This is a genomic window from Streptomyces sp. NPDC012794, from assembly GCF_042901085.1.
In the GTDB taxonomy this organism is placed as follows: domain Bacteria; phylum Actinomycetota; class Actinomycetes; order Streptomycetales; family Streptomycetaceae; genus Streptomyces.
In genome coordinates, this window is the sequence record NZ_JBIBCI010000026.1 from 23,600 (window position 1) to 46,698 (window position 23,099).

The 23,099-nt window shown below is 74.0% G+C and carries 22 protein-coding genes; 7 read left to right on the plus strand and 15 right to left on the minus strand.

Translation table 11 applies throughout. The features are described 5' to 3' along the window. The 3 genes from ACFY7H_RS31005 to ACFY7H_RS31015 form a co-directional block, all read right to left on the minus strand. Positions 1 to 1,476, minus strand: a complete 1,476-nt coding sequence (locus ACFY7H_RS31005; RefSeq protein WP_388944973.1) for a membrane-associated oxidoreductase — start codon at positions 1,474 to 1,476, stop codon at positions 1 to 3. Positions 1,477 to 1,554: 78 nt separating this feature from the next. Beyond that, entirely contained in the window at positions 1,555 to 3,099 is a 1,545-nt protein-coding gene (locus tag ACFY7H_RS31010; RefSeq protein ID WP_388944976.1) for an MFS transporter, read from the minus strand. Beyond that, positions 3,099 to 3,647 (minus strand): TetR/AcrR family transcriptional regulator, encoded by a 549-nt coding sequence (locus ACFY7H_RS31015; protein ID WP_388944979.1) that lies wholly within the window; start codon positions 3,645 to 3,647, stop codon positions 3,099 to 3,101. Before ACFY7H_RS31015 ends, ACFY7H_RS31010 begins: the two co-directional genes overlap by 1 nt. 100 nt (positions 3,648 to 3,747) lie before the next feature. Here ACFY7H_RS31015 and ACFY7H_RS31020 point away from each other — a divergent pair, with 100 nt between their 5' ends. Then, positions 3,748 to 4,248 carry an HAD domain-containing protein gene (locus ACFY7H_RS31020; protein ID WP_388944982.1) on the plus strand — a complete coding sequence of 167 codons (501 nt, stop codon included), beginning with the start codon at positions 3,748 to 3,750 and terminating at the stop codon, positions 4,246 to 4,248. An 83-nt stretch (positions 4,249 to 4,331) separates the two neighbouring features. Here ACFY7H_RS31020 and argH read toward each other — a convergent pair whose 3' ends face one another. Then, entirely contained in the window at positions 4,332 to 5,759 is a 1,428-nt protein-coding gene (gene argH, locus ACFY7H_RS31025) for an argininosuccinate lyase (RefSeq protein WP_388944985.1), read from the minus strand. 263 nt (positions 5,760 to 6,022) lie between these two features. Between argH and ACFY7H_RS31030 the strand changes: the two genes are divergently transcribed. After that, positions 6,023 to 7,474: a hypothetical protein gene (locus tag ACFY7H_RS31030; RefSeq protein ID WP_388944987.1), complete on the plus strand. Its 1,452-nt coding sequence runs from the start codon at positions 6,023 to 6,025 to the stop codon at positions 7,472 to 7,474. Between the two features lie 58 nt (positions 7,475 to 7,532). Next, entirely contained in the window at positions 7,533 to 8,222 is a 690-nt protein-coding gene (locus ACFY7H_RS31035; RefSeq protein WP_388944990.1) for a L,D-transpeptidase, read from the plus strand. 24 nt (positions 8,223 to 8,246) lie between these two features. Here the strand turns inward: ACFY7H_RS31035 and ACFY7H_RS31040 are convergent, their stop codons facing one another. Genes ACFY7H_RS31040 through argC form a run of 5 tightly spaced genes read right to left on the minus strand, consistent with a single transcriptional unit; the run spans position 8,247 to position 13,068 of the window. Beyond that, positions 8,247 to 8,786, minus strand: a complete 540-nt coding sequence (locus tag ACFY7H_RS31040) for an arginine repressor (protein ID WP_388944993.1) — start codon at positions 8,784 to 8,786, stop codon at positions 8,247 to 8,249. Positions 8,787 to 8,793: 7 nt separating this feature from the next. After that, entirely contained in the window at positions 8,794 to 9,984 is a 1,191-nt protein-coding gene (locus tag ACFY7H_RS31045) for an acetylornithine transaminase (RefSeq protein ID WP_388944996.1), read from the minus strand. Beyond that, positions 9,981 to 10,889, minus strand: coding sequence for an acetylglutamate kinase (argB, locus tag ACFY7H_RS31050; protein ID WP_388944999.1), 909 nt, complete (start codon positions 10,887 to 10,889; stop codon positions 9,981 to 9,983). The genes ACFY7H_RS31045 and argB overlap by 4 nt, the downstream gene beginning before the upstream one ends. Continuing rightward, on the minus strand, positions 10,886 to 12,043 hold the full coding sequence (gene argJ, locus ACFY7H_RS31055; protein ID WP_388945002.1) for a bifunctional glutamate N-acetyltransferase/amino-acid acetyltransferase ArgJ: 1,158 nt from the start codon (positions 12,041 to 12,043) through the stop codon (positions 10,886 to 10,888). The genes argB and argJ overlap by 4 nt, the downstream gene beginning before the upstream one ends. Further along, positions 12,040 to 13,068, minus strand: a complete 1,029-nt coding sequence (argC, locus tag ACFY7H_RS31060) for an N-acetyl-gamma-glutamyl-phosphate reductase (RefSeq protein WP_388945005.1) — start codon at positions 13,066 to 13,068, stop codon at positions 12,040 to 12,042. Before argC ends, argJ begins: the two co-directional genes overlap by 4 nt. 115 nt (positions 13,069 to 13,183) lie before the next feature. On the opposite strand from argC, the gene ACFY7H_RS31065 reads away from it, so the two are divergent. Continuing rightward, a complete protein-coding gene (locus ACFY7H_RS31065; RefSeq protein ID WP_388945008.1) occupies positions 13,184 to 14,164 on the plus strand; it encodes an SDR family oxidoreductase in 981 nt (326 codons plus the stop codon). Here ACFY7H_RS31065 and ACFY7H_RS31070 read toward each other — a convergent pair. The 4 genes from ACFY7H_RS31070 to ACFY7H_RS31085 form a co-directional block, all read right to left on the minus strand. Continuing rightward, on the minus strand, positions 14,155 to 15,213 hold the full coding sequence (locus ACFY7H_RS31070; protein WP_388945011.1) for a helix-turn-helix transcriptional regulator: 1,059 nt from the start codon (positions 15,211 to 15,213) through the stop codon (positions 14,155 to 14,157). The genes ACFY7H_RS31065 and ACFY7H_RS31070 overlap by 10 nt on opposite strands. A gap of 69 nt (positions 15,214 to 15,282) precedes the next feature. Then, positions 15,283 to 15,780 carry a GNAT family N-acetyltransferase gene (locus tag ACFY7H_RS31075; RefSeq protein ID WP_388945014.1) on the minus strand — a complete coding sequence of 166 codons (498 nt, stop codon included), beginning with the start codon at positions 15,778 to 15,780 and terminating at the stop codon, positions 15,283 to 15,285. Next, entirely contained in the window at positions 15,777 to 16,547 is a 771-nt protein-coding gene (locus ACFY7H_RS31080) for an N-acetyltransferase (RefSeq protein ID WP_388945017.1), read from the minus strand. Before ACFY7H_RS31080 ends, ACFY7H_RS31075 begins: the two co-directional genes overlap by 4 nt. 32 nt (positions 16,548 to 16,579) lie before the next feature. Continuing rightward, a complete protein-coding gene (locus ACFY7H_RS31085; protein WP_388945020.1) occupies positions 16,580 to 18,055 on the minus strand; it encodes a PLP-dependent aminotransferase family protein in 1,476 nt (491 codons plus the stop codon). Between ACFY7H_RS31085 and ACFY7H_RS31090 the strand changes: the two genes are divergently transcribed. Further along, positions 18,054 to 19,013, plus strand: a complete 960-nt coding sequence (locus ACFY7H_RS31090; RefSeq protein ID WP_388945023.1) for a DMT family transporter — start codon at positions 18,054 to 18,056, stop codon at positions 19,011 to 19,013. The two genes, ACFY7H_RS31085 and ACFY7H_RS31090, sit on opposite strands and share 2 nt — an antisense overlap. Positions 19,014 to 19,072: 59 nt before the next feature. Then, a complete protein-coding gene (locus tag ACFY7H_RS31095) occupies positions 19,073 to 19,288 on the plus strand; it encodes a DUF1918 domain-containing protein (RefSeq protein WP_388945026.1) in 216 nt (71 codons plus the stop codon). 1 nt (position 19,289) lies between these two features. Here ACFY7H_RS31095 and ACFY7H_RS31100 read toward each other — a convergent pair whose 3' ends face one another. Next, on the minus strand, positions 19,290 to 20,576 hold the full coding sequence (locus ACFY7H_RS31100; protein WP_388945029.1) for a glycoside hydrolase family 10 protein: 1,287 nt from the start codon (positions 20,574 to 20,576) through the stop codon (positions 19,290 to 19,292). A 153-nt stretch (positions 20,577 to 20,729) separates the two neighbouring features. Here ACFY7H_RS31100 and ACFY7H_RS31105 point away from each other — a divergent pair, with 153 nt between their 5' ends. Then, positions 20,730 to 21,632, plus strand: coding sequence for a 3-hydroxybutyryl-CoA dehydrogenase (locus ACFY7H_RS31105; RefSeq protein ID WP_388945032.1), 903 nt, complete (start codon positions 20,730 to 20,732; stop codon positions 21,630 to 21,632). A 113-nt stretch (positions 21,633 to 21,745) separates the two neighbouring features. Here the strand turns inward: ACFY7H_RS31105 and ACFY7H_RS31110 are convergent, their stop codons facing one another. Next, positions 21,746 to 23,083: a transcriptional regulator gene (locus ACFY7H_RS31110; protein ID WP_388945035.1), complete on the minus strand. Its 1,338-nt coding sequence runs from the start codon at positions 23,081 to 23,083 to the stop codon at positions 21,746 to 21,748. Positions 23,084 to 23,099: the final 16 nt, after the last annotated feature.

Sequence of the window (23,099 nt, forward strand, 5' to 3'; positions counted from 1 at the left end):
TCACTGCCGCTGGAGTGACCGGCTGACGCCCGCCGCCGTGGTGGTGGCGAGGACCCAGCCGGTCACGATCAGCAGGTACGACAGCCACTGGTACCAGCCGGCCGGGGCGAAGGCGCCCTCCTGGCCGAAGCCGATGATCGGCAGCATCAGGTCCAGGGTGTAGAAGAGCGGGTTGAACTCCGGCGCCTCCCCCGCCTTCAGGGCCCGGGGCGGCGCCAGCCCGTAGGCGACGGTCCCGGTGACGGTCAGCGCCAGCAGCCACGCCGCCGCGCGCAGGGGCCGGAAGCCGTAGCCGACGGTGACGTCCTGGAGCAGGCCCCAGAGGCGGGTGTGCCGCGGCCGGGTGCGCCGGTGGCGGCGCAGCTTGGCCAGCTGGGCCGTGCGGGCGCCCGCCTCGTCGCCGACGGTGCGGTAGGAGGCGGCCAGCTGCTCGTAGGCGTACGGCAGGTACCCGTCCTCCTCGCGTTCCAGCAGCGGCAGCCGCTCCTCGGCGGGCAGGTGCGGGTGCAGCAGCCGGTAGCTGAGCCCGTCGGCCCGGACCACGGGCGGCCAGACGGACGGCTCGGCCCACAGCATGTCGAACTGGCTGCGGCGCAGGTTGACGATGCCGTCGATGGTGGGGCACTTGCGCAGCCAGAACTCCCCCATGACGGCGGAGCTGGCGCGCAGCGCCACCCGGCCGGGGTTGGACAGGCTCGCGCGGGTCAGTATCACCTGGCCGGGGACGCGGGCCCCGGTGAGGTTGACCATGCCCTCGGCGTGGAGCCGGTGGCCGCGTACGTCGCTGCCGACGGCGAGGGTCTCGGCGTGCAGGGCGATGCCGCCGGGGTTGACGAGCCGGGCCCCGTCGAGGCTGACCTGGCCGGCGATGGTGGCTCCGTTGAGGCGGAACTCGCCGTGGACGGTGAGGCCGCCGGCGATGATGTCCGTCCCTATCTCGGCGTGGTTGAGCTGGAGCGGCGGCTCGTCGACCTCGTCGGGCAGGCTCCCGGGCCGGATGACGGCGCCCTGGAGGAAGAGGCCGCCCCCGATCTTCGCGCCGGCGAGCCGGACGGGACCGTCGATGCGGCAGCAGGAGAGCCTGAGCACGACCTCGACGCGTACGGTGGCGGCGGTCAGGCCCGGCAGGGTGGAGTCCCCGAGCACGACGGCGCGCAGCTGGGCCCCGTACATCATGGGCTTGCGTTCGAACCAGCAGACCCGCATCCGGATCGGGTGGTCCACGACCGCGTACTTGAGGTCGAGCTTGCCGCTGATCTTCGCGCCGTAGAGCTTGATCCCCGCGACGTGTCCCTCCTCGGCGGAGCCGCCGACCAGCAGGGCGCGCAGCACCTCGGCGCGGACGGTGCGCCCGGGGCCCCAGGAGGCACCGTCGTGGGAGGTCTCCTCGGGGCTCTCGCGGAAGTCGACTGCCTCACCGCGAGGGAAGGCCTCCCATACGCGGCGTTCGGCCGGGGTCAGATCGTTGATCTCCATCGCGGGGATGGTGTCCCGGGGTCCGACGGACTGTCAATTCCGCCGATCGCCTTGCGGGCGGCGCCGCCTGGCGGTGCGTCAGTGTTCGACGCCCTCCTGGAGCTCCTGGCCCTTGAGCAGGAACCAGGCGGCCGCGGCGGTGGCCAGCAGGACGGCGGCGCCGACGCCGGAGGCGAGCCGCAGGCCGTCCACGAAGGCCTCCTGGGCCGCGCCGACCATGGTGTGGGCGGTCTGCGGGTCCAGGGCGCGGGCGGCCTCGACGGCGCCGCCGAGCGACTCGTGCGCGGCGTCGGCCACCGGGGCGGGGACCGTGGCGGGGGCGGTGAAGCCCTGGTAGACGCCGGTGACGACGGAGCCGAGCAGGGCGATGCCGAGGGCCGCGCCGAGTTCGTACGCGGTCTCGGAGACGGCCGAGGCGGAACCGGCCTGTTCCTTGGGGACGCTGGAGAGGATCACGTCGGCGGTGACGGTGAAGGAGAAGCCGGCGCCGAGGCCGACGACGAGGAGCGCGGCGCCGAGCAGCGGGTAGCCGGTCTCGCGGTGGATCACGGTGAGCGCCGCGAGGGCCAGGCCGATGGCGGCGAGGCCGCCGGTGACGATGACGCGTACGGAGTAGGCGCGGGCGTACTTGCCGGCGACGAGGCCGGTGACGACGGCGCCGACGGCGGCGGGCAGTTCGGCGAGTCCGGCCTCCAGGGGGTCGCGGCCCTGCACCAGCTGGAAGAACTGGGAGAGGAAGAACACGAGACCGGAGAGGCCGAAGACGGTCAGCAGGTCGGCGAGGACCGCGCCGGAGAAGCCGCGGTGCCGGAAGAGCCGCATGTCGAGCAGGGGGGAGGCCAGGGTGAACTGGCGGCGTACGAAGGCGTAGAGGCAGGCGGTGCCGAGGGCGGCGGCGATCCAGACGCCCGGGGTGGCGCCGTGGGTGGCCGCTTCCTTGACCGCGTACACGACGCTGATGACGCCGACGAGGGACAGGGCGACGCTGATCAGGTCCCAGGGGCCCGCGACCGGGTTCTTGGACTCGGGCAGCAGCCGTATGCCGACGAGGACCAGGGCGGCCATCACCGGGAGGTTGATCAGGAAGACCGAGCCCCACCAGAAGTGCTGGAGCAGGGCGCCGCCGACGACGGGACCGACGGCCGCGCCGGCGGACGCGGTGGCGCCCCAGATGCCGATGGCGAGGCTGCGCTCGCGCGGGTCGTGGAAGATGTTGCGGATCAGGGCGAGCGTGGACGGCATCAGGGTGGCGCCGGCCACGCCGAGCAGGGCCCGGGCGACGATCATCATCTCGGGGCTGGTCGCGTAGGCGTTCAGGACCGAGACGGCGCCGAAGGCGGTGGCCCCGGCGAGGAGGAGCTTCTTGCGGCCGATGCGGTCGCCTAGGGAGCCCATGGAGACGAGCAGGCCGGCGATGACGAAGGAGTAGATGTCGCCGATCCACAGCAGCTGGGTGCCGGACGGCTTGAGGTCCTCGCTGAGGGAGGGGGTGGCGAGGCCGAGTACGGTGGCGTCGACCGCGATCAGCAGGACGGCCAGGACGAGCACGGAGAGTGCGAGCCAGCGCCCGCGGCTCTTCCCCTCCGCTCCCGTCCGCCGCTTCAGCTGTTCGGTTCGGCTCATCACTCCACACTCCGTCGTGCGCCACCGAGCAGCAACTCGGTGATCATGTACTGGAAGTCCTTGGCGGCGACCCGGCCGTCCATGACGGCCCAGGCGCAGGTGCCGATGAGGCCGTAGAGGGCCTCGGTGAGCCAGGCGGGGCTCAGGTCGATGCGGATGTCGCCCTCCTGCTGGCCGCGCCTGAACAGCGCGCTGACGCGGGCGTCGAGGCGGGCCCAGCCCTCGTTGACCTGGTCGCCTTCGAAGAGCTGGTTCTCGGTGACGAGGAAGGCCAGCAGCTGGGCGTTGGGCTCCGCCTCGGCGATCAGCCGCCTCAGGGCGTCCACGGCCGTTCCCTCGTCGAGCCGGGCCCGGTCGAAGGCCCCCTCGAACTCGCGGATGCCGAGGTCCTCCAGGGCGCGCACGAGGGCGTCGCGGCCGGCGAAGTGCCGGTGGAGGGTGGCGCGGCCGATGCCCGCGGCGCGGGCGACCTCGTCCATCGTGGCGGTCGATTTGCGGGAGAGCAGGGCCGCCGCGTGGCGGAGCACCTGGTCACGATCCATGGCCATGAGACAAGCATAAACCGAATGAGACGCCCTCGTCTCATTCCTGGATTCGGATCAAGAAAAATCGGCTGCCGGACGGCAGCCGGAGAGGAAGTCTGCACCCATGAAGCCACTGCTGCTGATCGACGTCGACGGCCCGCTGAACCCGTACGCCGCCCAGGCCGAGCGGCGCCCCGAGGGTTACACCACCCACCGGATGCGGCCCACCGGCTTCACCGAGGGCAAGCCGCTGCGGGTGTGGCTGAACCCGGCCCACGGGGCGGAGCTGCTCGCGCTGGCGGACGCGTACGACCTCGTCTGGGCCACCACCTGGAAGGACGAGGCGAACGACTGGATAGGGCCGCGCCTGGGGCTGCCGAGGCTCCCCTTCATCGACTGGCCGCGGATGCACGGCCGGGCCCCGCGCGGCACCTTCTGGAAGACGCAGTACGTCCTCGAGTACGCGGGCGCGCGGCCCTTCGCCTGGATCGACGACGACATCACGGCGATGGACCACGAGTACGTCGACCAGCGCCACCCCGCCCACGCCCTGCTGATGTACGTGGACGAGCGGATCGGCCTGACCCGGCCGGACTTCGACGCGCTGGCGGACTGGGTGCGCTGACCCGCCGGGCGGGCGCCGGACCCGACACGCCCGCGGGGGCGGTACGGGCCCGTCGGCCCGTACCGCCCCCGCGGGCACGTCGGCTACTGCTTGTGGGCGGCCCATGCGTGCTGGATGACCAGGTCGGCCTTCAGCTCGGTGAGCTGGACCGCGACCGCCGACGGGGCGGTGCCGCCGCGGCCGTTGCGGGAGGCCAGCGCGCCGGGGACGTTGAGGACGGTACGGACCTCGGGGGTCAGGTGCTCCGAGATCTTCGCGAACTGCTCGTCCGTGAGCTCGTCGAGCTCGATCCCCTGCGCCTCGCACTCCTTGACGCACTCGCCGGCGACCTCGTGCGCGACGCGGAAGGGCACGCCCTGCTTGACCAGCCATTCGGCGATGTCGGTGGCCAGCGAGAAGCCCGCCGGGGCAAGCTCCTCCATCCGCTCCCGGTGGACGGTGAGGGTGGCCATCATCCCGGTGAAGGCCGGCAGCAGCACCTCGAGGGTGTCGCAGGAGTCGAAGACCGGCTCCTTGTCCTCCTGGAGGTCCCGGTTGTACGCCAGGGGCAGCGCCTTCAGGGTGGCGAGCAGGCCGGTGAGGTTGCCGATCAGGCGGCCCGACTTGCCGCGCGCCAGCTCCGCGATGTCGGGGTTCTTCTTCTGCGGCATGATCGACGAGCCGGTGGAGAAGGCGTCGTGGAGGGTGACGAAGGAGAACTCCTTCGTGTTCCACAGGATGATCTCCTCCGCGATGCGGGACAGGTTGATCCCGATCATCGCGGTGACGAAGGCGAACTCGGCGACGAAGTCGCGGGAGGCCGTGCCGTCGATCGAGTTGCCGACCGAACCCCGCTCGAAGCCCAGGTCGGCGGCGACCGCCTCCGGGTCCAGGCCGAGCGAGGAGCCGGCCAGGGCGCCCGAGCCGTACGGGGAGACCGCGGTCCGGGTGTCCCACTGCCGCAGCCGCTCCGCGTCCCGGGACAGGGACTGCACGTGGGCCAGTACGTGGTGGGCGAACAGGACGGGCTGCGCGTGCTGGAGGTGGGTCCGGCCCGGCATCGCCACGTCCGCGTGCGCCTCGGCGAGGCCGACCAGCGCGTCCTGGAGGTCGGCGATCAGCCCGCCGATGATCCGCGCGTGGTCGCGCAGGTACATGCGGAAGAGGGTGGCCACCTGGTCGTTGCGGGAGCGTCCGGCGCGCAGCTTGCCGCCGAGGTCGGGGCCGAGCCGCTCCAGCAGGCCGCGCTCCAGGGCGGTGTGCACGTCCTCGTCGGCGATGGTGCCGGTGAAGGAGCCGTCGGCCACATCGGCCTCCAGCCGGTCGAGCCCGGCGAGCATGCGGTCGAGCTCCTCGGCCGTGAGCAAGCCCGCCTTCGCGAGGACGCGGGCGTGGGCGCGCGAGCCGGCGATGTCGTACGGCGCCAGGCGCCAGTCGAAGTGGACCGACGCGGACAGCTTCGCGAGGGCCTCGGACGGGCCGTCGGCGAACCGGCCGCCCCAGAGCCGGACGTCACCGTTGTTGCTGCTCACAGCTACTGCTCCTCATGAGGGTGGTGGTGCGACGGTCTCCCCGCCGCGCAGGAAGCGGAGAGGCCGTCTCGGTACAGCGTCAAACGATTCACGGCGCGACGCGACGCGCCGTGGTGACCGGCCGCAGTAGGCATAACTATGCATTGCTCCGTATGTTTCGTCAATCAGGGTCCGGTGCCCCCTCGCTGACCTGCTCGCATACCGGGAGGCGGGCTCCGTCCGCCGCCGCCTACGATCGGGCGCACACAATCCGGGGAGGGCACATGTGGAGCGCGGCCGAGAACGCGTCCTGGGGGCGGACGGTGGCCAAAGAGCTGCTGGAGGGGGACGCCTCCCCGGTCGCCGGCCGGCTCCTGGGCAACGGCCCGGAGGCCTGGATCGCCTTCGACGAGGAGGTGCGCCGCCTCCAGCGCTCCTCCCCCGGCCGGGCGGCCGGCGGCGGCCGGCTGGAGGCCCGGCTGTGCCACCCCGACGGGCGGATACGCGCGGCCGCACTCGCCGCGTGGCGGCTCCCGCCGCTCGAACTCGTCCTGATCCGGTGCGCCGACCGGGTCCCGCAGGTCCGCGACCGCGCCCGCCGGGTCCTCGGCAGGCTGACGGCCAAGTACCCCGCCGACGTACTGACCGGCATCACCCCGTTCGTCCTGCGGCTCGGCGGCCGCGCGCACGGCACCTGGGCGGTGGAGCAGCTCGAGGCGGCCCTCTCCGGCCGCCACTCCCTCCTCGCCGCCTGGTGGCGCCCCGGCCGGCCGTGCACGACGTGGAGCTGGAACGCGCTGACGCCCCAGCAGCGCGACCGCCTCCTGGCCCGCCTGCGCGGGAGCGCCGACCTGGCGAGCCGGCGGTTCGCCGCCCGCGTCACCCTCGCCCGCGGGCGGTTCGGCGTACGGGAGACCGCCCGGCAGGCCGCCGCCGAGCCCGACCCGGTGACGGCCTCGCTGTGGACCGGTGCCGCGCTGGCGGCGATGGCCGCCGACGGGCCGGACGACGGGGCGGTCGACGCCCTGCTCGGCTCCCGCTTCCCCGCGGTGCGGGCCGCCGGGGTCACCGCCCTGCGCCGGGCCGGGCGGGCGGCGCAGGCCGCGGACCACCTGGCGGACCGGTCCGGCCGGGTCCGGGCCTGCGCCCGCTGGGTGCTGCGCCAGGACGGCCGCGACCCGTACGCGCTCCACCGCGAGCTCGTCACCGACCCGGAGCGGGTGAGCCGGTACGCGGTGGCCGGCTTCCGCGAGGTGGCCGGGCCGGCCGACGGGCCGCTGCTGCGCGGCCTGCTGGGCCACCCCGACGGCGCGGTGCGGGCCGCCGCCCTGGCCGCGCTGCGCGGGCTCGGCATCGCCGTCGAGGACGCGGCCCTGCTCGCGCTGCTGGAGGACACCTCGGCGTCGGTGGCCCGGGAGGCCGCGCTGTGCCTGCTCCCCGCGGCCGCGGGGCTGGACGCCGCCGCGCTGGCCGACCGCACCGGCCCCGCCTGGCCCCCGCACACCCGCCGGGCCGCTTTCCGGCTGCTGCACGGCCGGGGCGGGAGCGCCGAACTGCGGGCCTGCGTCGCCATGCTGACGGACCCCGACCCGGACCTGAACCGGCGGGCGCGCAGCAGGGTGCTCCACTGGAACTGGCTCAGCACCCTGGACGAGGGCGAGGCCCACCACGCGGAGCTGGGCGCGCTGCTGGCGCGGTCCGCCCGGCTGCTGGACGTGCGGGAGCTGCGGCTGTGACGCCCTCCCCCGGCCTGCCTGCGCCGCCGGGGGAGGGCGCGGACGTACCGTCTGACGTGTGCTGCGTACCGCTCTGCTCGCCGGCTCGCTGGTCCTCGCCGGGCTGCTCCCCTACGACTCCGCCCCGCTGCCCGCGCGTCTCGCCGACACCGGCGGCGGCAGCCAGCTGATCACCGCCGTCGCCCCCGCGCCGGGGTCGACGACGGGGGTGCTGACCTGGTGGGACCGGCGCGCGGGCCGCTGGTTCGAGGCGGGCAGCGCGCCCGCCCGGTTCGGCGCGAACGGCCTGGCCGAGGGCGGGTCCCGGGTCCAGGGCACCAGCACCACCCCGGCGGGCCTGTACGGGCTGCCGTACGCCTTCGGCATCGCGCACGCCCCGGCCGGCACGGCGTACCGGTACCGGAGGGTGACGGACCGTTCGTGGTGGTGCCAGGACAACGCATCCGCCGCCTACAACCGCTGGACGGAGCCGCTGCCCGCCGACTGCGCGCCGGGCGAAGCCGAGCACCTGGTGGCGTACGCGGAGCAGTACGCGCACGCCCTGGTCATCGCCTTCAACTACGACCGGCCCGTACGCGGCCGGGGCGCGGGCATCTTCCTGCACGTGAACGGCGAGGGAGCCACGGCCGGCTGCGTCTCGGTCCCGCCCGGCGCGATGCGCGAGCTCCTGCGCTGGGCGGACCCCCGGCGCCGCCCCCACATCGCGATCGGCACGGAGACGGGCGCCCTCGCGGTCACCCGCTACTGAGGGGGCAGGCTCCGGGGGCCGGTCCTAACCTTCCTTCTGCGCCAGGCGCAGCAGGTGGTCGGCCAGGGCCTGGCCGCCGGCCGGGTCGCGGCTGATGAGCATCAGGGTGTCGTCGCCCGCGATGGTGCCGAGGATCGCCTGGAGTTCGGCCTGGTCGATCGCCGAGGCGAGGAACTGGGCCGCGCCGGGCGGAGTGCGCAGGACCACGAGGTTCGCGGAGGCCTCCGCCGAGATCAGCAGTTCGCCGGAGAGGCGGCGCATGCGCTCCTCCTTGGCCGACTCGCCGAGGGGGGCCTGCGGGGTGCGGAAGCCGCCCTCGCTGGGAACCGCGTAGATCAGCTCGCCGCCGGTGTTGCGGATCTTGACGGCGCCCAGCTCGTCGAGGTCGCGGGAGAGCGTCGCCTGGGTGACGCTCAGCCCGTCGTCGGCCAGCAGTTTGGCCAGCTGGCTCTGGGAGCGGACCGGCTGCCGGTTGAGGATGTCCACGATCCGGCGGTGGCGGGCGGTGCGGGTCTGCGGAACGGAGGGGCCGCCGTTCTGCTCGGGTTCCTGCGCCTGGCTCATCGTCGTCTCATTCTCCGGGTCGTCCCGCTTCGTCGAGGATGCCGGGAAGTGCCCGGACGAACGCGTCGACCTCGGCCTCGGTGATGACGAACGGGGGCATCAGCCGTACGACGTCGGGGGCGGGCGCGTTGACCAGGAATCCGGCCTGCTGGGCCGCGAGCTGCACCTGCGGTGCGAGCGGCTCCGTCAGCACGATACCCAGCAACAGGCCCGACCCGCGGACGTGGGAGACCAGCCCATGGGCGGAGGCTTCGATTCCGGAGCGCAGCCGCTCTCCGCGCGCCTTGACCTGGTCGAGCAGTCCTTCGGCGGCGATGGTGTCGATCACGGCGAGTCCGGCGGCGCAGGCGACCGGGTTCCCGCCGAAGGTGGTGCCGTGCTGGCCGGGCTGGAGCAGGTCCGCGGCCGGGCCGAAGGCGGCCACGGCGCCGAGGGGCAGACCGCCGCCGAGGCCCTTCGCGAGCGTGACGAGGTCGGGCTCGACGCCCTCGTGCTGCTGGTGCTCGAACCAGCTGCCGCAGCGGCCGATCCCGGTCTGCACCTCATCGAGGGCGAGCAGCGTGCCGGTCGCCCGGGTGATCTCGCGGGCGGCGGTCAGGTAACCGGCGGGCGGCACGACCACGCCGTTCTCGCCCTGGACGGGCTCGATGAGGACGAAGGCGGTGTCCTCGGTGACGGCCGCCCGGAGGGCCTCCACGTCACCGTACGGGACGTGCGTGACCTCGCCGGGCAGCGGCAGGAAGGGCTGCTGCTTCGCCGGCTGGCCGGTCAGGGCGAGGGCGCCCATCGTCCGGCCGTGGAAGCCGCCGCTGGTGGCGACCATGTGGGTCCGCCCGGTGAGCCGACCGATCTTGTAGACGGCCTCGACCGCTTCCGCACCGGAGTTGCAGAAGAAAACGCGGCCTTCGCGGCCGAAGAGCTGGAGCAGCCGCTCGCCGAGCGCGAGGACGGGCTCGGAGGCGTAGAGGTTGGAGACGTGTCCAAGGGTGGCGATCTGCCCGGCCACGGCGGAGACGACGGCCGGGTGGGCGTGGCCGAGGGCGTTGACCGCGATGCCGCCGACGAAATCGGTGTACTGCTTGCCGTCCGCGTCCCAGACCTGTGCGCCCGCACCGCGTACGAGGGCGAGCGCGGGGGTGCCGTAGTTGTTGGTCAGCGTCCCCTGCCAGCGGGCCCCGTACTCCTGGTTGCCGCTCACGTGCCGTTCCCTCCCTGTGCGTCGGGCACGACCATCGTGCCGATTCCCTCGTCGGTGAAGATCTCCAGCAGGATCGAGTGCTGGACCCGCCCGTCGATCACCCGGGCGGTGCTGACGCCGCCGCGCACGGCATGCAGGCAGCCCTCCATCTTCGGCACCATGCCGCTGGACAGCTCGGGCAGCAGCTTCTCCAGCTCGCTGACGGTGAGCCGGCTGATGACCTCGTCGCTGTTGGGCCAGTCCGCGTAGAGGCCCTCGACGTCGGTGAGGACCATCAACGTCTCGGCGCCGAGCGCGGCGGCGAGCGCTGCGGCCGCCGTGTCGGCGTTCACGTTGTACACGTGGCCGTCGTCGGCGCTGCGCGCGATGGAGGAGATGACCGGGATCCGGCCGTCGGCGAGCAGGGCCTCGATCGCGCCGGTGTCGATGGCGGTGATCTCGCCGACCCGGCCGATGTCGACGGCCTCGCCCTCGATCACCGGGGTGTGCCTGGTGGCGGTGATGGTGTGGGCGTCCTCGCCGGTCATGCCGACGGCGAGCGGTCCGTGCTGGTTGAGCAGGCCGACCAGTTCCCGCTGGACCTGGCCCGCCAGGACCATGCGTACGACGTCCATGGCCTCCGGGGTGGTGACCCGCAGGCCGGCCTTGAACTCGCTGACCAGGCCCTGCTTGTCGAGCTGGGCGTTGATCTGCGGGCCGCCGCCGTGGACGACGACGGGCCGCAGGCCGGCCTGGCGCAGGAAGACCACGTCCTGGGCGAAGGCGGCCTTCAGGTCCTCGTCGATCATGGCGTTGCCGCCGAACTTGATGACGACGATCTTGCCGTTGTGCCGGGTGAGCCACGGCAGGGCCTCGATGAGGATCTCGGCCTTGGGGAGCGCGGTGTGGCGCCTCGCGGTGCTCATGAGCTGTACGCGCTGTTCTCGTGGACGTACTCGGCCGTCAGGTCGTTGGCCCAGATGACCGCGGACTCGGAGCCGGTGGACAGGTCGGCGGTGATGCGGACCTCGCGGTCCTTCATGCTCACCAGGTCTCGGTCTTCGCCGACGGAGCCGTTCTTGCAGACCCAGACGCCGTTGATGGCCACGTTGAGCCGGTCCGGGTCGAAGGCCGCCCTGGTGGTGCCGATGGCGGACAGGACCCGGCCCCAGTTGGGGTCCTCGCCGTGGATGGCGCACTTGAGCAGGTTGTTGCGGGCGATGGACCGGCCGACCTCGACCGCGTCCTGCTCGCTGGCCGCGCCGACGACCTCGATGCGGATGTCCTTGCTGGCGCCCTCCGCGTCGCCGATCAGCTGGCGGGCGAGGTCGTCGCAGACGCTCCGTACGGCCTCGGCGAAGTCCTCGTACGCCGGCACCCGGCCGGAGGCGCCGGAGCCGAGCAGCAGCACCGTGTCGTTGGTGGACATGCAGCCGTCGGAGTCGACCCGGTCGAAGGTGGTGCGGGTCGCGTCCCGCAGGGCCTTGTCGAGGGTGGCGCTGTCCAGGTCGGCGTCGGTGGTGAGGACGACGAGCATGGTGGCCAGGCCGGGGGCGAGCATGCCCGCGCCCTTGGCCATGCCGCCGACCGTCCAGCCGTCCCGGGAGACGGCGGCCGTCTTGTGGACGGTGTCGGTGGTCTTGATGGCGATGGCGGCGGCCTCGCCGCCGTCGGTGCTGAGGGCGGCGGCCGCCGTCTCGATGCCGGGGAGCAGCTTGTCCATGGGGAGCAGGACGCCGATCAGGCCGGTCGAGGCGACCGCGATCTCACCGGCGTTGTGCTCGCCGCCCAGGACGGCCGCCACCTTCTCGGCGGTGGCGTGGGTGTCCTGGAAGCCCTTGGGGCCGGTGCAGGCGTTGGCGCCGCCGGAGTTGAGGACGACCGCGCTGACGGTCGCGCCGCGCAGCACCTGCTCGGACCAGCGCACGGGGGCGGCCTTGACGCGGTTGGAGGTGAAGACGCCCGCGGCGGCCAGTCGCGGCCCGTTGTTGACCACGAGGGCCAGGTCGGGGTTGCCGTTCGCCTTGATCCCGGCGGCGATGCCCGCCGCCGTGAATCCCTGTGCAGCCGTCACGCTCACGGCGCCACTCCCATCGTGGAAAGACCCAGCGCCTCGGGGAGTCCCAGGGCGATGTTCATGCTCTGCACCGCGCCGCCGGCGGTGCCCTTGGTGAGGTTGTCGATCGCGCTGATGGCGATGATCCGCCGGGCGGACCCGTCGTACGCGACCTGGACGTGGACGGCGTTGGAGCCGTACACGGCCTTGGTGGTGGGCCATTGGCCCTCGGGAAGGAGCCGGACGAAGGGCTCGTCGGCGTAGGCCTTCTCGTACGCGGCGCGCAGTGACTCCGCGGTGGTGCCGGGCAGCGCCTTGGCGGAGCAGGTGGCGAGGATGCCGCGCGGCATCGGCACGAGGTTCGGGGTGAAGGAGACGGAGACCCGCTCCCCCGCCAGCGGGGAGAGGTTCTGCACCATCTCGGGGGTGTGCCGGTGGGCACCGCCGACGCCGTAGGGGGTGACGGTGCCCATGACCTCGGAGCCGAGCAGGTGCGGCTTGAGGGCCTTGCCGGCGCCGGAGGTGCCGGTGGCGGCGACGATCACAGCCTCCGGCTCGGCGAGGCGCGCCTGGTAGGCGGGGTAGAGCGCGAGCGACACGGCGGTCGGGAAGCAGCCGGGGACGGCGATGCGCCTGGTCCCGGCCAGGGCGGCCCGGCCGCCGGGGAGCTCGGGGAGCCCGTAGGGCCAGGTGCCGGCGTGCGGGGCGCCGTAGAACGCGTCCCAGTCGGCGGAGTCCTTCAGCCGGTGGTCGGCGCCCATGTCGACGACGAGCACGTCCTCGCCGAGCCCGGCGGCGACGGCGGCGGACTGTCCGTGCGGCAGGGCCAGGAAGACGACGTCGTGGCCGGCGAGGACCTCGGGGGTGGTCGCCTCCAGGGTCCGTCCGGCGAGCGGGACCAGGTGCGGCTGGAGGGGGCCGAAGGGCTGCCCGGCGTTGGAGTGCCCGGTCAGGGCGCCGATCTCCACCTCGGGGTGCGAGAGCAGCAGGCGCAGGACTTCACCGCCCGCGTATCCGCTCGCTCCGGCCACCGCAACACGTACCACCATCGGACCCTCCTCCTCGACGGCATGACTATACGTACCTATGCAGTTTTATGCAAAGCCTTCCACTCTCGGTAAAAGGTGACGCGTTCTGTCAGTTTTGGCAGGAACGCTGGAGGACATGAGCAACGAGGACACCATCAAGCAGAACACCCGGAACACCGCGCAGACCAGTCCGGCCGGTCCGCTCGCGGGGCGGATCGCGCTCGTGGCGGGTGCCACCCGCGGGGCGGGACGAGCTCAGGCCGTGGAACTGGGCCGGGCCGGTGCGACCGTGTACGTCACCGGCCGAACCACCCGGGCCCGGGCCAGCGAGGTCGGCCGGACGACCGAGACCATCGAGGAGACCGCCGAACTCGTCACCGCGGCGGGCGGCACCGGAATCGCCGTTCCCACCGACCACCTCGACGAAGCCCGGGTAAGGGCCCTCGTCGAGCGGATCGACCGGGAGTACGGGCGGCTCGACATCCTCGTCAACGACCTGTGGGGCGGCGAGCACCTTCTGGCCACCTCGGTGTTCGGGAAGAAGAGCTGGGAGACACCGCTCGCCGACGGCCTGCGGATCCTGGAGCTGGGCGCGCGCTCGCACGTGATCACGGCGGCGCTGCTGCTTCCGCTGCTGATCCGCTCCGACGCGCCGCTGCACGTGGAGGTCACCGACGGCACCGCGCACTCCAACCGCCGCTACCGGGAGAACATCTACTACGACCTGGCCAAGAACGCCCCGATCCGCCTCGCGTTCGGGCTGGGCCAGGAGCTGGCGGAGTACGGGGGCACGGCGGTCGCGGTGTCCCCGGGCTTCCTGCGTTCGGAGCAGATGCTCTCCCACTTCGGTGTGAGTGAGGAGAACTGGCGTGACGCGATCGCCCAGGAGCCGACGTTCGCGATCGCCGAGTCCCCGCGCTACCTGGCCCGTACGGTCGCGGCGCTGGCTGCCGACCCGGACCGCGCGAAGCGGTGGAACGGCAGGTCCACCTCCAGCGGGGAACTCGCCAGGGCCTACGGGGTGACGGACGTGGACGGCAGCCGGCCGGATGCCTGGGCCTACTTCGAGGACGTCGTCCACGGCGGCAAGGAAGGCTCCCCCGAGGACTACCGCTGATCCTCGGTTTCCCCGGGTCGCGCTTCCCGAGGGCCGGCCCGGTAGAGCGCGGCCAGGGCTTCGGCGCGCTCGCGGAAGCGGGCGCGCAGGGAAGCCGGGGCCAGCACCTCGGCGTCCGCGCCGAGCCGGGCCAGCTGGTCGAAGGCGACGTCCTCGGACTCCGCCGGCAGCTCGAGGGTGACCAGGCCGGCGGGGTCCGGGGCGCTCGCGGAGGCGAGCGCGTCCGTGATGGCGGCCCCGTCCGCCACGGCGGGCAGCCGCCGCAGCCCCCGGCCGGTCAGCCGGACCGTGACGGTGGTGCGCAGCAGGCTGCGGGCGAAGGCGGCCGAGCCGGCCTCCCAGTGCGCGGCCAGTTCGAAGGCCGGGTCGCGCACGAACGGCTCCTCCGCTCCGTGAACGGGGCCGAGGGCGGTGATCCGGTCGACGCGGTAGGTACGCCAGCCGCCGTCGTGGTCCTCCCGCTTGGCGGGGACGCGGGCGACGGCGTACCAGGTGCCGGCCTTCAGCACGAGCCCGTACGGCTCCACCACCCGCGCCACGGCAGAGGCCGGGGCGCCGTCCCGGCCCGGCCATGCGTACGTCAGTTCGACGGCCCGGTCCGCCCACACCGCGCGGGCCAGCTCCGGCAGCAGTTCCGGGGTGGCGGGTTCGCGGAACCAGGCCGGGGCGTCGAGGTGGAAGCGCCGCACCGAGGACTCGGCGGCCTGGCGTACCGACGGGAGCAGGGTCGCGGTCAGCTTCAGCCGGGCGGTCGCCGCCGCGTCCGACAGCCCCAGATCCCGCAACGCCGAGGGCAGACCGGACAGGAAGAGCGTCTCCGCCTCGCTCGGACGGAGCGTGGTGAGCCGGGTCCGGTATCCCGCGGCAAGGAAGTACCCGCCCACCCGGCCCCGCTCCGACCGGACGGGGACCCCGGCCTCCTGCAACGCCTGGGCGTCGCGGATCACGGTCCGCTCGGAGACCTCCAGTTCACGGGCGAGAGCGGCCGCGGTCAGGCCGGGGTTCGACTGGATCAGGAGGGCCATGCGGATCAGGCGGGCGGCACGCATCCCCCAAGGATCGCCGACCCGGCGGACGAACGGGACTGCCTGCCGCCGCCGGTCCGCGTGGGCGCCGGCTCAGCACTCCCGCTCGTACTCCACCTGCTCCAGCGGGTGGCCGTCGCCGAAGTCGAGGAGCCTGGCGGCGCCGGTCCCCGCGAAGCCCCACTTGGCGTAGAAGCGGCGCGAGCGCGGGGTGTCGCGCAGGGTCCACAGGTGCGCGCGGGCGAATCCGTCACCGCGCAGGCGGTCCAGCGTCGCCTCCATCAGCACGGCGGCGACGCCGCTGCCCCAGCCGTCGGGGTGGCCGTAGAAGCTGAGGATCTCCGCGAGGCCCGGCCGGGTCGTGGAGGGGCATGACCATGACATCGCCAGGGGCCGGCCGCCGGCCTCGGCCAGCAGGAGCGTCCGGGGGTCCTCCGCGAGCCGCGCGTGCCAGCGGGTGCGCCGGCTGCGGACGCCCTCGGCGGCGAACTCCGGGGTGAAGAAGGGGGCGTACGCGGCCTCCCAGGCGGCGGCGTGGATCTCGCCGACGGCCTCCCCGTCGTCCGGGTCGGCGGCGCGGACCGTGATCACGCGGTGACCGCCGGTACGGCGCCGAGGGGGTGGCGGACCCATACGTTCGGCTCCACGTAGACCGCGCGGTCGTGAGCGGGCTCGCAGTGGACGGGGGTGAGCGCTCCCGGTACGCGGACCGGGCCCGGCTCGTCGAAGGGCAGGCCGGTCCACTGCCGCCACTGGTCGAGGGTGCCGCTGATGGTCATCGAGGCGGGGGCCACCGAGTCGATGACCGCCCCCGCGCGGACGTGGACCCGCAGCCACGGGTCGTGGGGCAGTCCGTCCTCGCGGGTCCGGTACGCGTACTCCGCCATCGGGGTGTCGGGCTCGGCGGGCTTGCCGCTCGGCCGGACCGGGGCCACCACCTCGGTGAACCCGGCCGCGCGGGCGCCCTCGCGCATGGCGGCCAGCATCCGGCCGGAGAGCCCCTCGCCCTGCCGGCCCGCCGCGACGGAGATCTCCAGGGCGCTGACCGTGTCGGGCCGGACCCCGCGCCGCCGGTCGGAGAAGGCCCACATCAGGACCCGGTCCCAGCCCTGCCCGGGCAGCACCCCGCCGCGCTCGGGCGTGTGCAGCGCGAAGGGCACGCTGAAGGCGCGGGCCACCACCGCGTCGCCCTCGGTGGCGATGAAGACGTACTCGGGGAACTCGGTGACCAGGCGCGGGTACAGCAGCCAGCCGATCGGGTCCTGCAGGGCGAACTCCGGCCAGGAGTCCTCCATGTCCCAGAGCCGCGGGGCGAGTTCGGGGCGGCGGGCGAGGGAGGTGATCTCTATGCGGGTCATACCCGCAGGTTAGGGTCGGCTTCCCGGTCCCCTCAACGGGTTTGTGCCCCCTCGGCCGCCCCGCCCGGCAGGCCCTCGGGCAGGGCGCCCCGCAGCCGCTGCACCGCCTCCACCAGCTCCCCCGGGCCCGAGACCCCGGCGAAGCTCAGCCGGATGTGCGCGGCGGGCGGTTCGGCGCAGAAGTACGGGCGCCCCGGGGTGACGGCGACCCCGGCGCGCAGGGCCGCCGCCGCGAAGTCGGCGTCGTCGCCGCCCCCGCCGGGGCGCACCCAGAGCTGGAAGCCCCCCGAGGGCAGGTGGGCCGGTCCGGTACCGGGCAGCTCCCGCCGCAGGGCGCCCGCGAGCACGTCGCGCCGGTGGCGCAGCTCGGCGGCGACGGTCCGCAGGTGGCGCGGCCAGGCGGGCGCGCCGACCAGTTCGAGCGCGGCCTCCTGGAGCGGCCGGGGCACGAAGAAGGTGTCGACGACCTGGATGGCCCGCAGCCGGTCCAGGACCGGGCCGCGGGCGGCGAGCGCGCCGACCCGCAGGCTGGGCGAGGTGGCCTTGGTCAGGGAGCGGACGTGGACCACGACCCCGTCGGAGTCCTGGGCCGCGAGCGTCGCGGGCAGCGGCCCGGCGTCCTCGTGGGCGAGGTTGCGCGCGTAGTCGTCCTCGACCACGAAGGCCCCGGCGGCCCGCGCGATGCGCAGCACCTCGGTGGCGCGCGCGGCGGACAGTACGGCGCCGGTCGGGTTCTGGAACAGCGGCTGGCATACGAAGACGCGTGCGCCGGTGGCTTCGAAGGCGGCGGCCAGCAGCTCCGGCCGGACCCCGTCGGCATCCACCGGGACGGGTACCGGCCGGCAGCCGGAGGCGCGGGCGATGGCCAGCAGGCCGGGGTAGGTGGGCGACTCGACCAGGATCGGCGCGCCGGGCGGGGCCAGCGCCCGTACGGCGGTGGTCAGCGCGCTCTGCCCGCCGGCGGTGATCAGCACGTCGGCGGCGCCGACCGACCCGGCCGCGCCCCCGATCTCCCGGGCGAACCAGTCGCGCAGCTCGGGCAGTCCCTCCATGGGCGGCCGTCCCCAGGCTCCGGGGCGGCGTCCGGCGCGGGCCAGGGCCGCGGCCATGGCCCGCTCGGGCTGGAGCGAGTGGTGCAGGTAGCCGCCGTTGAGCTCGATGACCCCGGCCGGGGGTACGGCGAGGGAGTTCACCACCCCGGCGGCGTCCACGGAGCGAGGGATCACCTCCCCGGCGCCCTCGGAGCTGAGGGCGAGGGCCTGCCAGGAGGTGTCCCCGGGGGCGGGGTCGTTCGTACGGGGATGCGCTCGGAAGGCGCCGGCGCCGGGGCGGGTGACGACGAGGCCCTCGGCGGCGAGCTGCGCGAGGGCCCGGGAGACGGTGACGGGGCTCACCCGGTAGCGCTCGACCATGGCCCGGCTGGAGGGCAGCTTTCCACCCACCGGGTAGCGGTCGAGCTCCGACCGGAGGGATTCTGCCAGCTCGGCCACACTGCTACGCTCGTACATGACAGCACAGAATAGCGCTACTGGCCTCGCCCCGATAGCACTCCAGGTGGACGGCAGCACCCGCGACGGCAGCACGCGCGACGGCAGCACCCGCGGACGTACGGGCACGCGCAGCGGTACCGCTCTGGCCCTGCTCGGGGTGGTCGCCTTCTCGCTCACCTTCCCCGCCACCGCCTGGGGGCTGGAGAGCTTCGGCCCCTGGTCCCTCGTCGCCCTGCGCAGCGTGCTGGCGGCGGTGATCGCCGGCGGCTTCCTGCTGGCCGGACGGGTACCCCTGCCTGCCCGAGAGCACTGGGCGGGCCTGGCCGTCGTCGCCGCAGGGGTGGTGGCCGGCTTCCCGCTGCTGACCACCCTCGCCCTGCAGACCTCCACCACCTCGCACGCCGCCGTCGTCGTCGGCCTGCTGCCGCTGACCACGGCCGCCCTCTCGGCCCTGCGCACCGGCACCCGCCCTTCGGGCCGCTTCTGGGCGGCGGCCGTCGCCGGCGCCGCGGTGATCCTCGGCTTCACCCTGGCCCAGAGCGGCGGCTCGGTCTCGACGGGGGACGTCTACCTGTTCGGGGCGCTGCTGGTGTGCGCGGCCGGCTACACCGAGGGCGGACGCCTGGCCCGCGCCATGCCGGGCTGGCAGGTGATCGGCTGGGCGCTGGTGCTGTGCCTGCCGCTGTCGCTCGTGGGCTCGGCGCTGGCGCTCGCCTCGGAGCCGGTGCACCTGAACTGGCACGGGGTGACCGGCCTGGTGTGGGCGGCGGCCGGCTCGACCTTCCTCGGCCTGTACGTCTGGTACCGGGGGATGGCCGAGATCGGCGCGCCGCGCGCCAGCCAGCTCCAGCTCGCCCAGCCGCTGCTCACCCTGGTGTGGTCGGTGGCGCTGCTGGGCGAGCGGCTGTCCCCGGCCACCCCGCTGGCCGCCTGCGCCGTCCTGGTCTGCATCACCGTGACCCAACGGGTCAAATAGCCATGGATCGGCCTAAACTTCTTGCACCGGATCGGACCGGCTCCGAGGGAGGTCAGCACATGCGCGCGACCGAGGGCGACCAGTTGGTGCAGCACGGCAGGATCGTGGGCCAGCACGACAGGGTGGGCGAGATCGTCGAGGTCCTGGGTGAGAACGGCGCTCCCCCGTACCGGGTCCACTTCCCGGACGGGCACGACGCCGTCATGTCCCCCGGCCCCGACTGCGTCGTACGCCACCCGGACGAGTCCGGGGGCAAGTCCGCCGCCCGGCAGTGACTCAGGTCGGCGGCACCGCCGTCGGGTAGTGGTCGGCGACGACCCTGGCCAGCGCTCCATTGGGGTCCGCGACCACATGCTTCCCCGAGAAGTACACGTGGCCGCGGACCTCCGCGTACCGGCGGGCGAAGGTCAGGTGCCGGGACAGTTCCGCGGGGTCGCGCCAGGCCGCGGTGGAGCTGCGGGCGTCGCACAGGTAGAGCGCCTCGCCCACGTACAGGTCCACGCCGGTGCCCGCGACGGTCTTCGCCCACCAGGGCACGACCGTCGCGTAGTCGGCCTGCGGGTGCCCGATGTGCCAGTACGCCTGGGGCGCGATGTAGTCGACCCAGCCCTCCAGCACCCACCTGCGCGTGTCCGCGTAGAGGTCGTCGTACGCCTGGAGCGCACGCGTGGCCGAGCCGCGCCCGTCGGTGCTCTGGTTGCGCCACACCCCGAAGGGGCTCACGCCGAACCGCACCGTCGGGTGGTCGGCGCGCAGCCGCCGCGACATCTCCTCGACGAGGGTGTCGGTGTTGTGGCGGCGCCAGGCGGCGCGCGAGGAGAAGGAGCCGCCGTACTCCGCGTAGGCGTCGTCGTCGTCGAAGTGCTCCCCGGCGACGGGGTACGGGTAGAAGTAGTCGTCCCAGTGCACCGCTTCGACGGGGTAACGGGAGACGGCGTCCAGCATCGCCTTCTGCACGAAGGCCCGCACCTCCGGCAGCCCCGGGTTGTAGTAGAGCCTGCCGCCGTACGCGACGGTCCAGCCGGGGTTGCGGCGAGCCGGGTGCGAGACCGCGAGACGGGAGGGGTCGGTGTGCTGGGCCACCCGGTACGGGTTGAACCAGGCGTGCAGCTCCAGCCCGCGCGCGTGCGCCTCGGCGACCGCCGTGCCCAGCGGGTCCCAGCCCGGGTCTCGGCCCTGCACCCCGGTCAGCCACTGCGACCACGGCTCGTACGCCGAGGGCCACAGGGCGTCGGCGGCCGGCCGGACCTGGAGGACCACGGCGTTGAGCCGGCGCGCCACGGCCGTGTCGAGGAGCCTGATCAGCTCGGCGCGCTGCTCCCGGGCGGGCAGACCGCTCCTGGAAGGCCAGTCGACGTTCTGTACGGAGGCGATCCACATCCCGCGGAACTCCGCGGCCCCGGCCCGGCCTCCGGCGCCGGCCCGCGCCGGGAGCACCCCCGGCGGCCCCGCCGGTTCCCCCGCCCGTGCCGCCGCGCCCGTCGCCGCCGCCGGCCCCGCCGCCGTCGCGGCCAGCACGCCCGCGGCCCCCGTCAGCAGCCCCCGCCGTCCGATGTACGCCATGTGAAGACTCCGTTCCGCTCCGTGACATCGCTCTGCGTGCGCACAGCATGCCCGCCCCGGCCCGCCGCCGGAGGCAACGCCGGAGTAACGTCGTGGGGCGTGGCGGGCGCCGGGGTGCAGTTACCACTGCCGAACACGGGGGACCCGCGATGGATGAGCAGCGAAAGGCACGATGTGACGGACCTCTCTACCCTTCCGACCGACATCGCACGGGTCGGCGTGGTGGGCTGTGGCCAGATGGGCGCAGGCATCGCCGAGGTGTGCGCCCGCAGCGGTCTTGAGGTGAAGGTCGCCGAGACCACCGGCGAGGCCCTGGAGATCGGGCGTACCCGGCTGCACAACTCGCTGACCAAGGCCGCCGAACGCGGCAAGATCAGCGAGGAGGAGCGGGACGCCACCCTGGCCCGCCTCAGCTTCACCACCGACCTCGGCGAGTTCGCCGACCGCGACCTCGTCATCGAGGCCGTCGTCGAGAACGAGCAGGTCAAGACGGAGATCTTCCAGGTCCTGGACCAGGTGATCACCCGCCCGGACGCGATCCTCGCCTCCAACACCTCCTCGATCCCGCTGGTCAAGCTGGCCGTCGCGACTTCGCGGCCGGACCAGGTCATCGGCATCCACTTCTTCAACCCGGCGCCCGTCCAGCGGCTCGTCGAGCTGATCCCGGCGCTCACCACGAGCGAGGAGACGGTCAAGCGGTCCGAGGCCCTGGTGCGGGACGTGCTGAACAAGCACGCCGTCCGCGCGCAGGACCGGTCCGGCTTCGTCGTCAACGCCCTCCTCGTGCCGTACCTGCTGTCCGCGATCCGGATGTTCGAGTCGGGCATCGCGAGCCGCGAGGACATCGACAACGGCATGGAGCTGGGCTGCGCCCACCCGATGGGCCCGCTCAAGCTGTCCGACCTGATCGGCCTGGACACCATCGCCTCGATCGCCGATTCGATGTACGCCGAGTACAAGGAGCCGCTGTACGCCGCTCCCCCGCTGCTCCAGCGCATGGTCGACGCGGGCCGTCTGGGCCGCAAGACGGGCTCGGGCTTCTACCCGTACGGCTGAACCGCCTGGGGCGGCCCGGCCGCGGATGGCGCGCCGGGAGGGCCCGGCCGCCCCGTCGGCGGCCGGGCCCTCCCGCGTCCGCCGGCGGCGGCACGGCAGCGGCTGACGCCCCCTCACAGGGGGACGCGCAGCGCCCCGTCGATGCGGTACGCGGTCTCCTCCGCGCCCGCGCACCCGCTGCTCAGCAGTTGCTCCCGGACGGCCCGCAGCCGGTCCCGCAGGCGCAGCGACTCCATCCCCTTGGCCCGCTCGGCCATTTCGGCCGCCGAGGCCACCGCCCGCTCGGCCTCCCCCTGCCGCAGCTGGATCTCGCACAGCATCGCGAGGCGGTGCACCCGCCCCCGGTCGTGCGCCGGGGTCCCCACCGCCTCGGCCGCCTGCTCGTGCGCGCCGGCGAGGTCCCCCAGGCTCAGCAGCGCCTCCGCCACCTGTACGTTGACCAGCCCCGGCTGGACGTAGCCGGTCTCGGCGGGCTCGGCCCCGGGCACGATCCGCCCGGCGGCCGCCTCGGCGCGCCGGATGCCAGCCAGCGCCGCCCGCCCGTCGCCGAGTCGCGCGTACGCCTTGGCCTGCATCGCGTACAGGTCGGCGCCCAGCGCCGGGGTGACGTCCCGGCCGGCGGCGCGCAGCGCGGCCTCGGCGAAGGCCACGGCCTGGCGGTAGTCCTTCAGGTGCAGCGACTGGTTGACGAGCAGGGCGATCACGTACGCCCCCAGCCCCCGGTCCCCGCTGGCCTTGGCGAGCCGCAGCGCCTGGTGGAAGTAGCGCTGGGCGAGGCCGTGGGCGTCGGAGTCGTACGCGCATATCCCCGCGACCGCCACCAGGGAGCCGCCGGCCCGGTGCAGCGGCCGGCCGATCTCGTCGGTGTAGCTCCCGCGCAGCATCGGCGCGGTCTCGCTGCCGAGGAAGCGCACGATCCGGGCCCGGGTGGCCATCCCGCCGGCCCGGCGGTACATCAGCTCGTAGTGCACCCGGGCCGCGCGCAGGATCTCGACGTGCTCGGGGCCGATGCGGTGCGGGCCCTCCCGGGACACGTCGGCGTCCTCGGGCGGGTTCTCCCACTCCCACACCGGGATGACGGCCGGGGTGCCGGTGAGGGCGTGCGCGGTGAGCTGTGCGGGCCGGCCCAGCTCGTCGGAGCGCCACAGCGCGGTGGCACGGTCGACGAATCCGCTGAGCCGGGTGGTGTGCGGGCTCTGCCGGCCTGGGATCCCGAGCCCGATGTCGTCGAGTGCGACGGGACGGTGGAGCCGCCCGCCCAGCACCTCGCAGATCAGGTCGGGAACCTGGCCGCGGGGGCGCTGCCCCTTCAGCCAGCGGGAGACGGCGGTGTGTTCGTAGCGCAGCGCGAGTCCACGGGACCGGCCGGCCTGGTTGACATGCGCGGCGAGTCCGGCGTGGGACATGCCCGCCTCGGCGAGGAGGGCGTCGAGCAGGGCATTGGGCTGCATGGGCCCCTCCAAGGGC

Excerpts from the sequence above, each read along its gene's own strand:
- ACFY7H_RS31005 (WP_388944973.1), bottom strand. The coding sequence starts at position 1,476 with ATGGAGATCAACGATCTGACCCCGGCCGAACGCCGCGTATGGGAGGCC.
- ACFY7H_RS31010 (WP_388944976.1), bottom strand. The coding sequence starts at position 3,099 with ATGAGCCGAACCGAACAGCTGAAGCGGCGGACGGGAGCGGAGGGGAAG.
- ACFY7H_RS31015 (WP_388944979.1), bottom strand. The coding sequence starts at position 3,647 with ATGGCCATGGATCGTGACCAGGTGCTCCGCCACGCGGCGGCCCTGCTC.
- ACFY7H_RS31020 (WP_388944982.1), top strand. The coding sequence starts at position 3,748 with ATGAAGCCACTGCTGCTGATCGACGTCGACGGCCCGCTGAACCCGTAC.
- ACFY7H_RS31030 (WP_388944987.1), top strand. The coding sequence starts at position 6,023 with ATGTGGAGCGCGGCCGAGAACGCGTCCTGGGGGCGGACGGTGGCCAAA.
- ACFY7H_RS31040 (WP_388944993.1), bottom strand. The coding sequence starts at position 8,786 with ATGAGCCAGGCGCAGGAACCCGAGCAGAACGGCGGCCCCTCCGTTCCG.
- argB (WP_388944999.1), bottom strand. The coding sequence starts at position 10,889 with ATGAGCACCGCGAGGCGCCACACCGCGCTCCCCAAGGCCGAGATCCTC.
- argC (WP_388945005.1), bottom strand. The coding sequence starts at position 13,068 with ATGGTGGTACGTGTTGCGGTGGCCGGAGCGAGCGGATACGCGGGCGGT.
- ACFY7H_RS31065 (WP_388945008.1), top strand. The coding sequence starts at position 13,184 with ATGAGCAACGAGGACACCATCAAGCAGAACACCCGGAACACCGCGCAG.
- ACFY7H_RS31070 (WP_388945011.1), bottom strand. The coding sequence starts at position 15,213 with ATGCGTGCCGCCCGCCTGATCCGCATGGCCCTCCTGATCCAGTCGAAC.
- ACFY7H_RS31080 (WP_388945017.1), bottom strand. The coding sequence starts at position 16,547 with ATGACCCGCATAGAGATCACCTCCCTCGCCCGCCGCCCCGAACTCGCC.
- ACFY7H_RS31090 (WP_388945023.1), top strand. The coding sequence starts at position 18,054 with ATGACAGCACAGAATAGCGCTACTGGCCTCGCCCCGATAGCACTCCAG.
- ACFY7H_RS31085 (WP_388945020.1), bottom strand. The coding sequence starts at position 18,055 with ATGTACGAGCGTAGCAGTGTGGCCGAGCTGGCAGAATCCCTCCGGTCG.
- ACFY7H_RS31095 (WP_388945026.1), top strand. The coding sequence starts at position 19,073 with ATGCGCGCGACCGAGGGCGACCAGTTGGTGCAGCACGGCAGGATCGTG.
- ACFY7H_RS31100 (WP_388945029.1), bottom strand. The coding sequence starts at position 20,576 with ATGGCGTACATCGGACGGCGGGGGCTGCTGACGGGGGCCGCGGGCGTG.
- ACFY7H_RS31105 (WP_388945032.1), top strand. The coding sequence starts at position 20,730 with ATGAGCAGCGAAAGGCACGATGTGACGGACCTCTCTACCCTTCCGACC.
- ACFY7H_RS31110 (WP_388945035.1), bottom strand. The coding sequence starts at position 23,083 with ATGCAGCCCAATGCCCTGCTCGACGCCCTCCTCGCCGAGGCGGGCATG.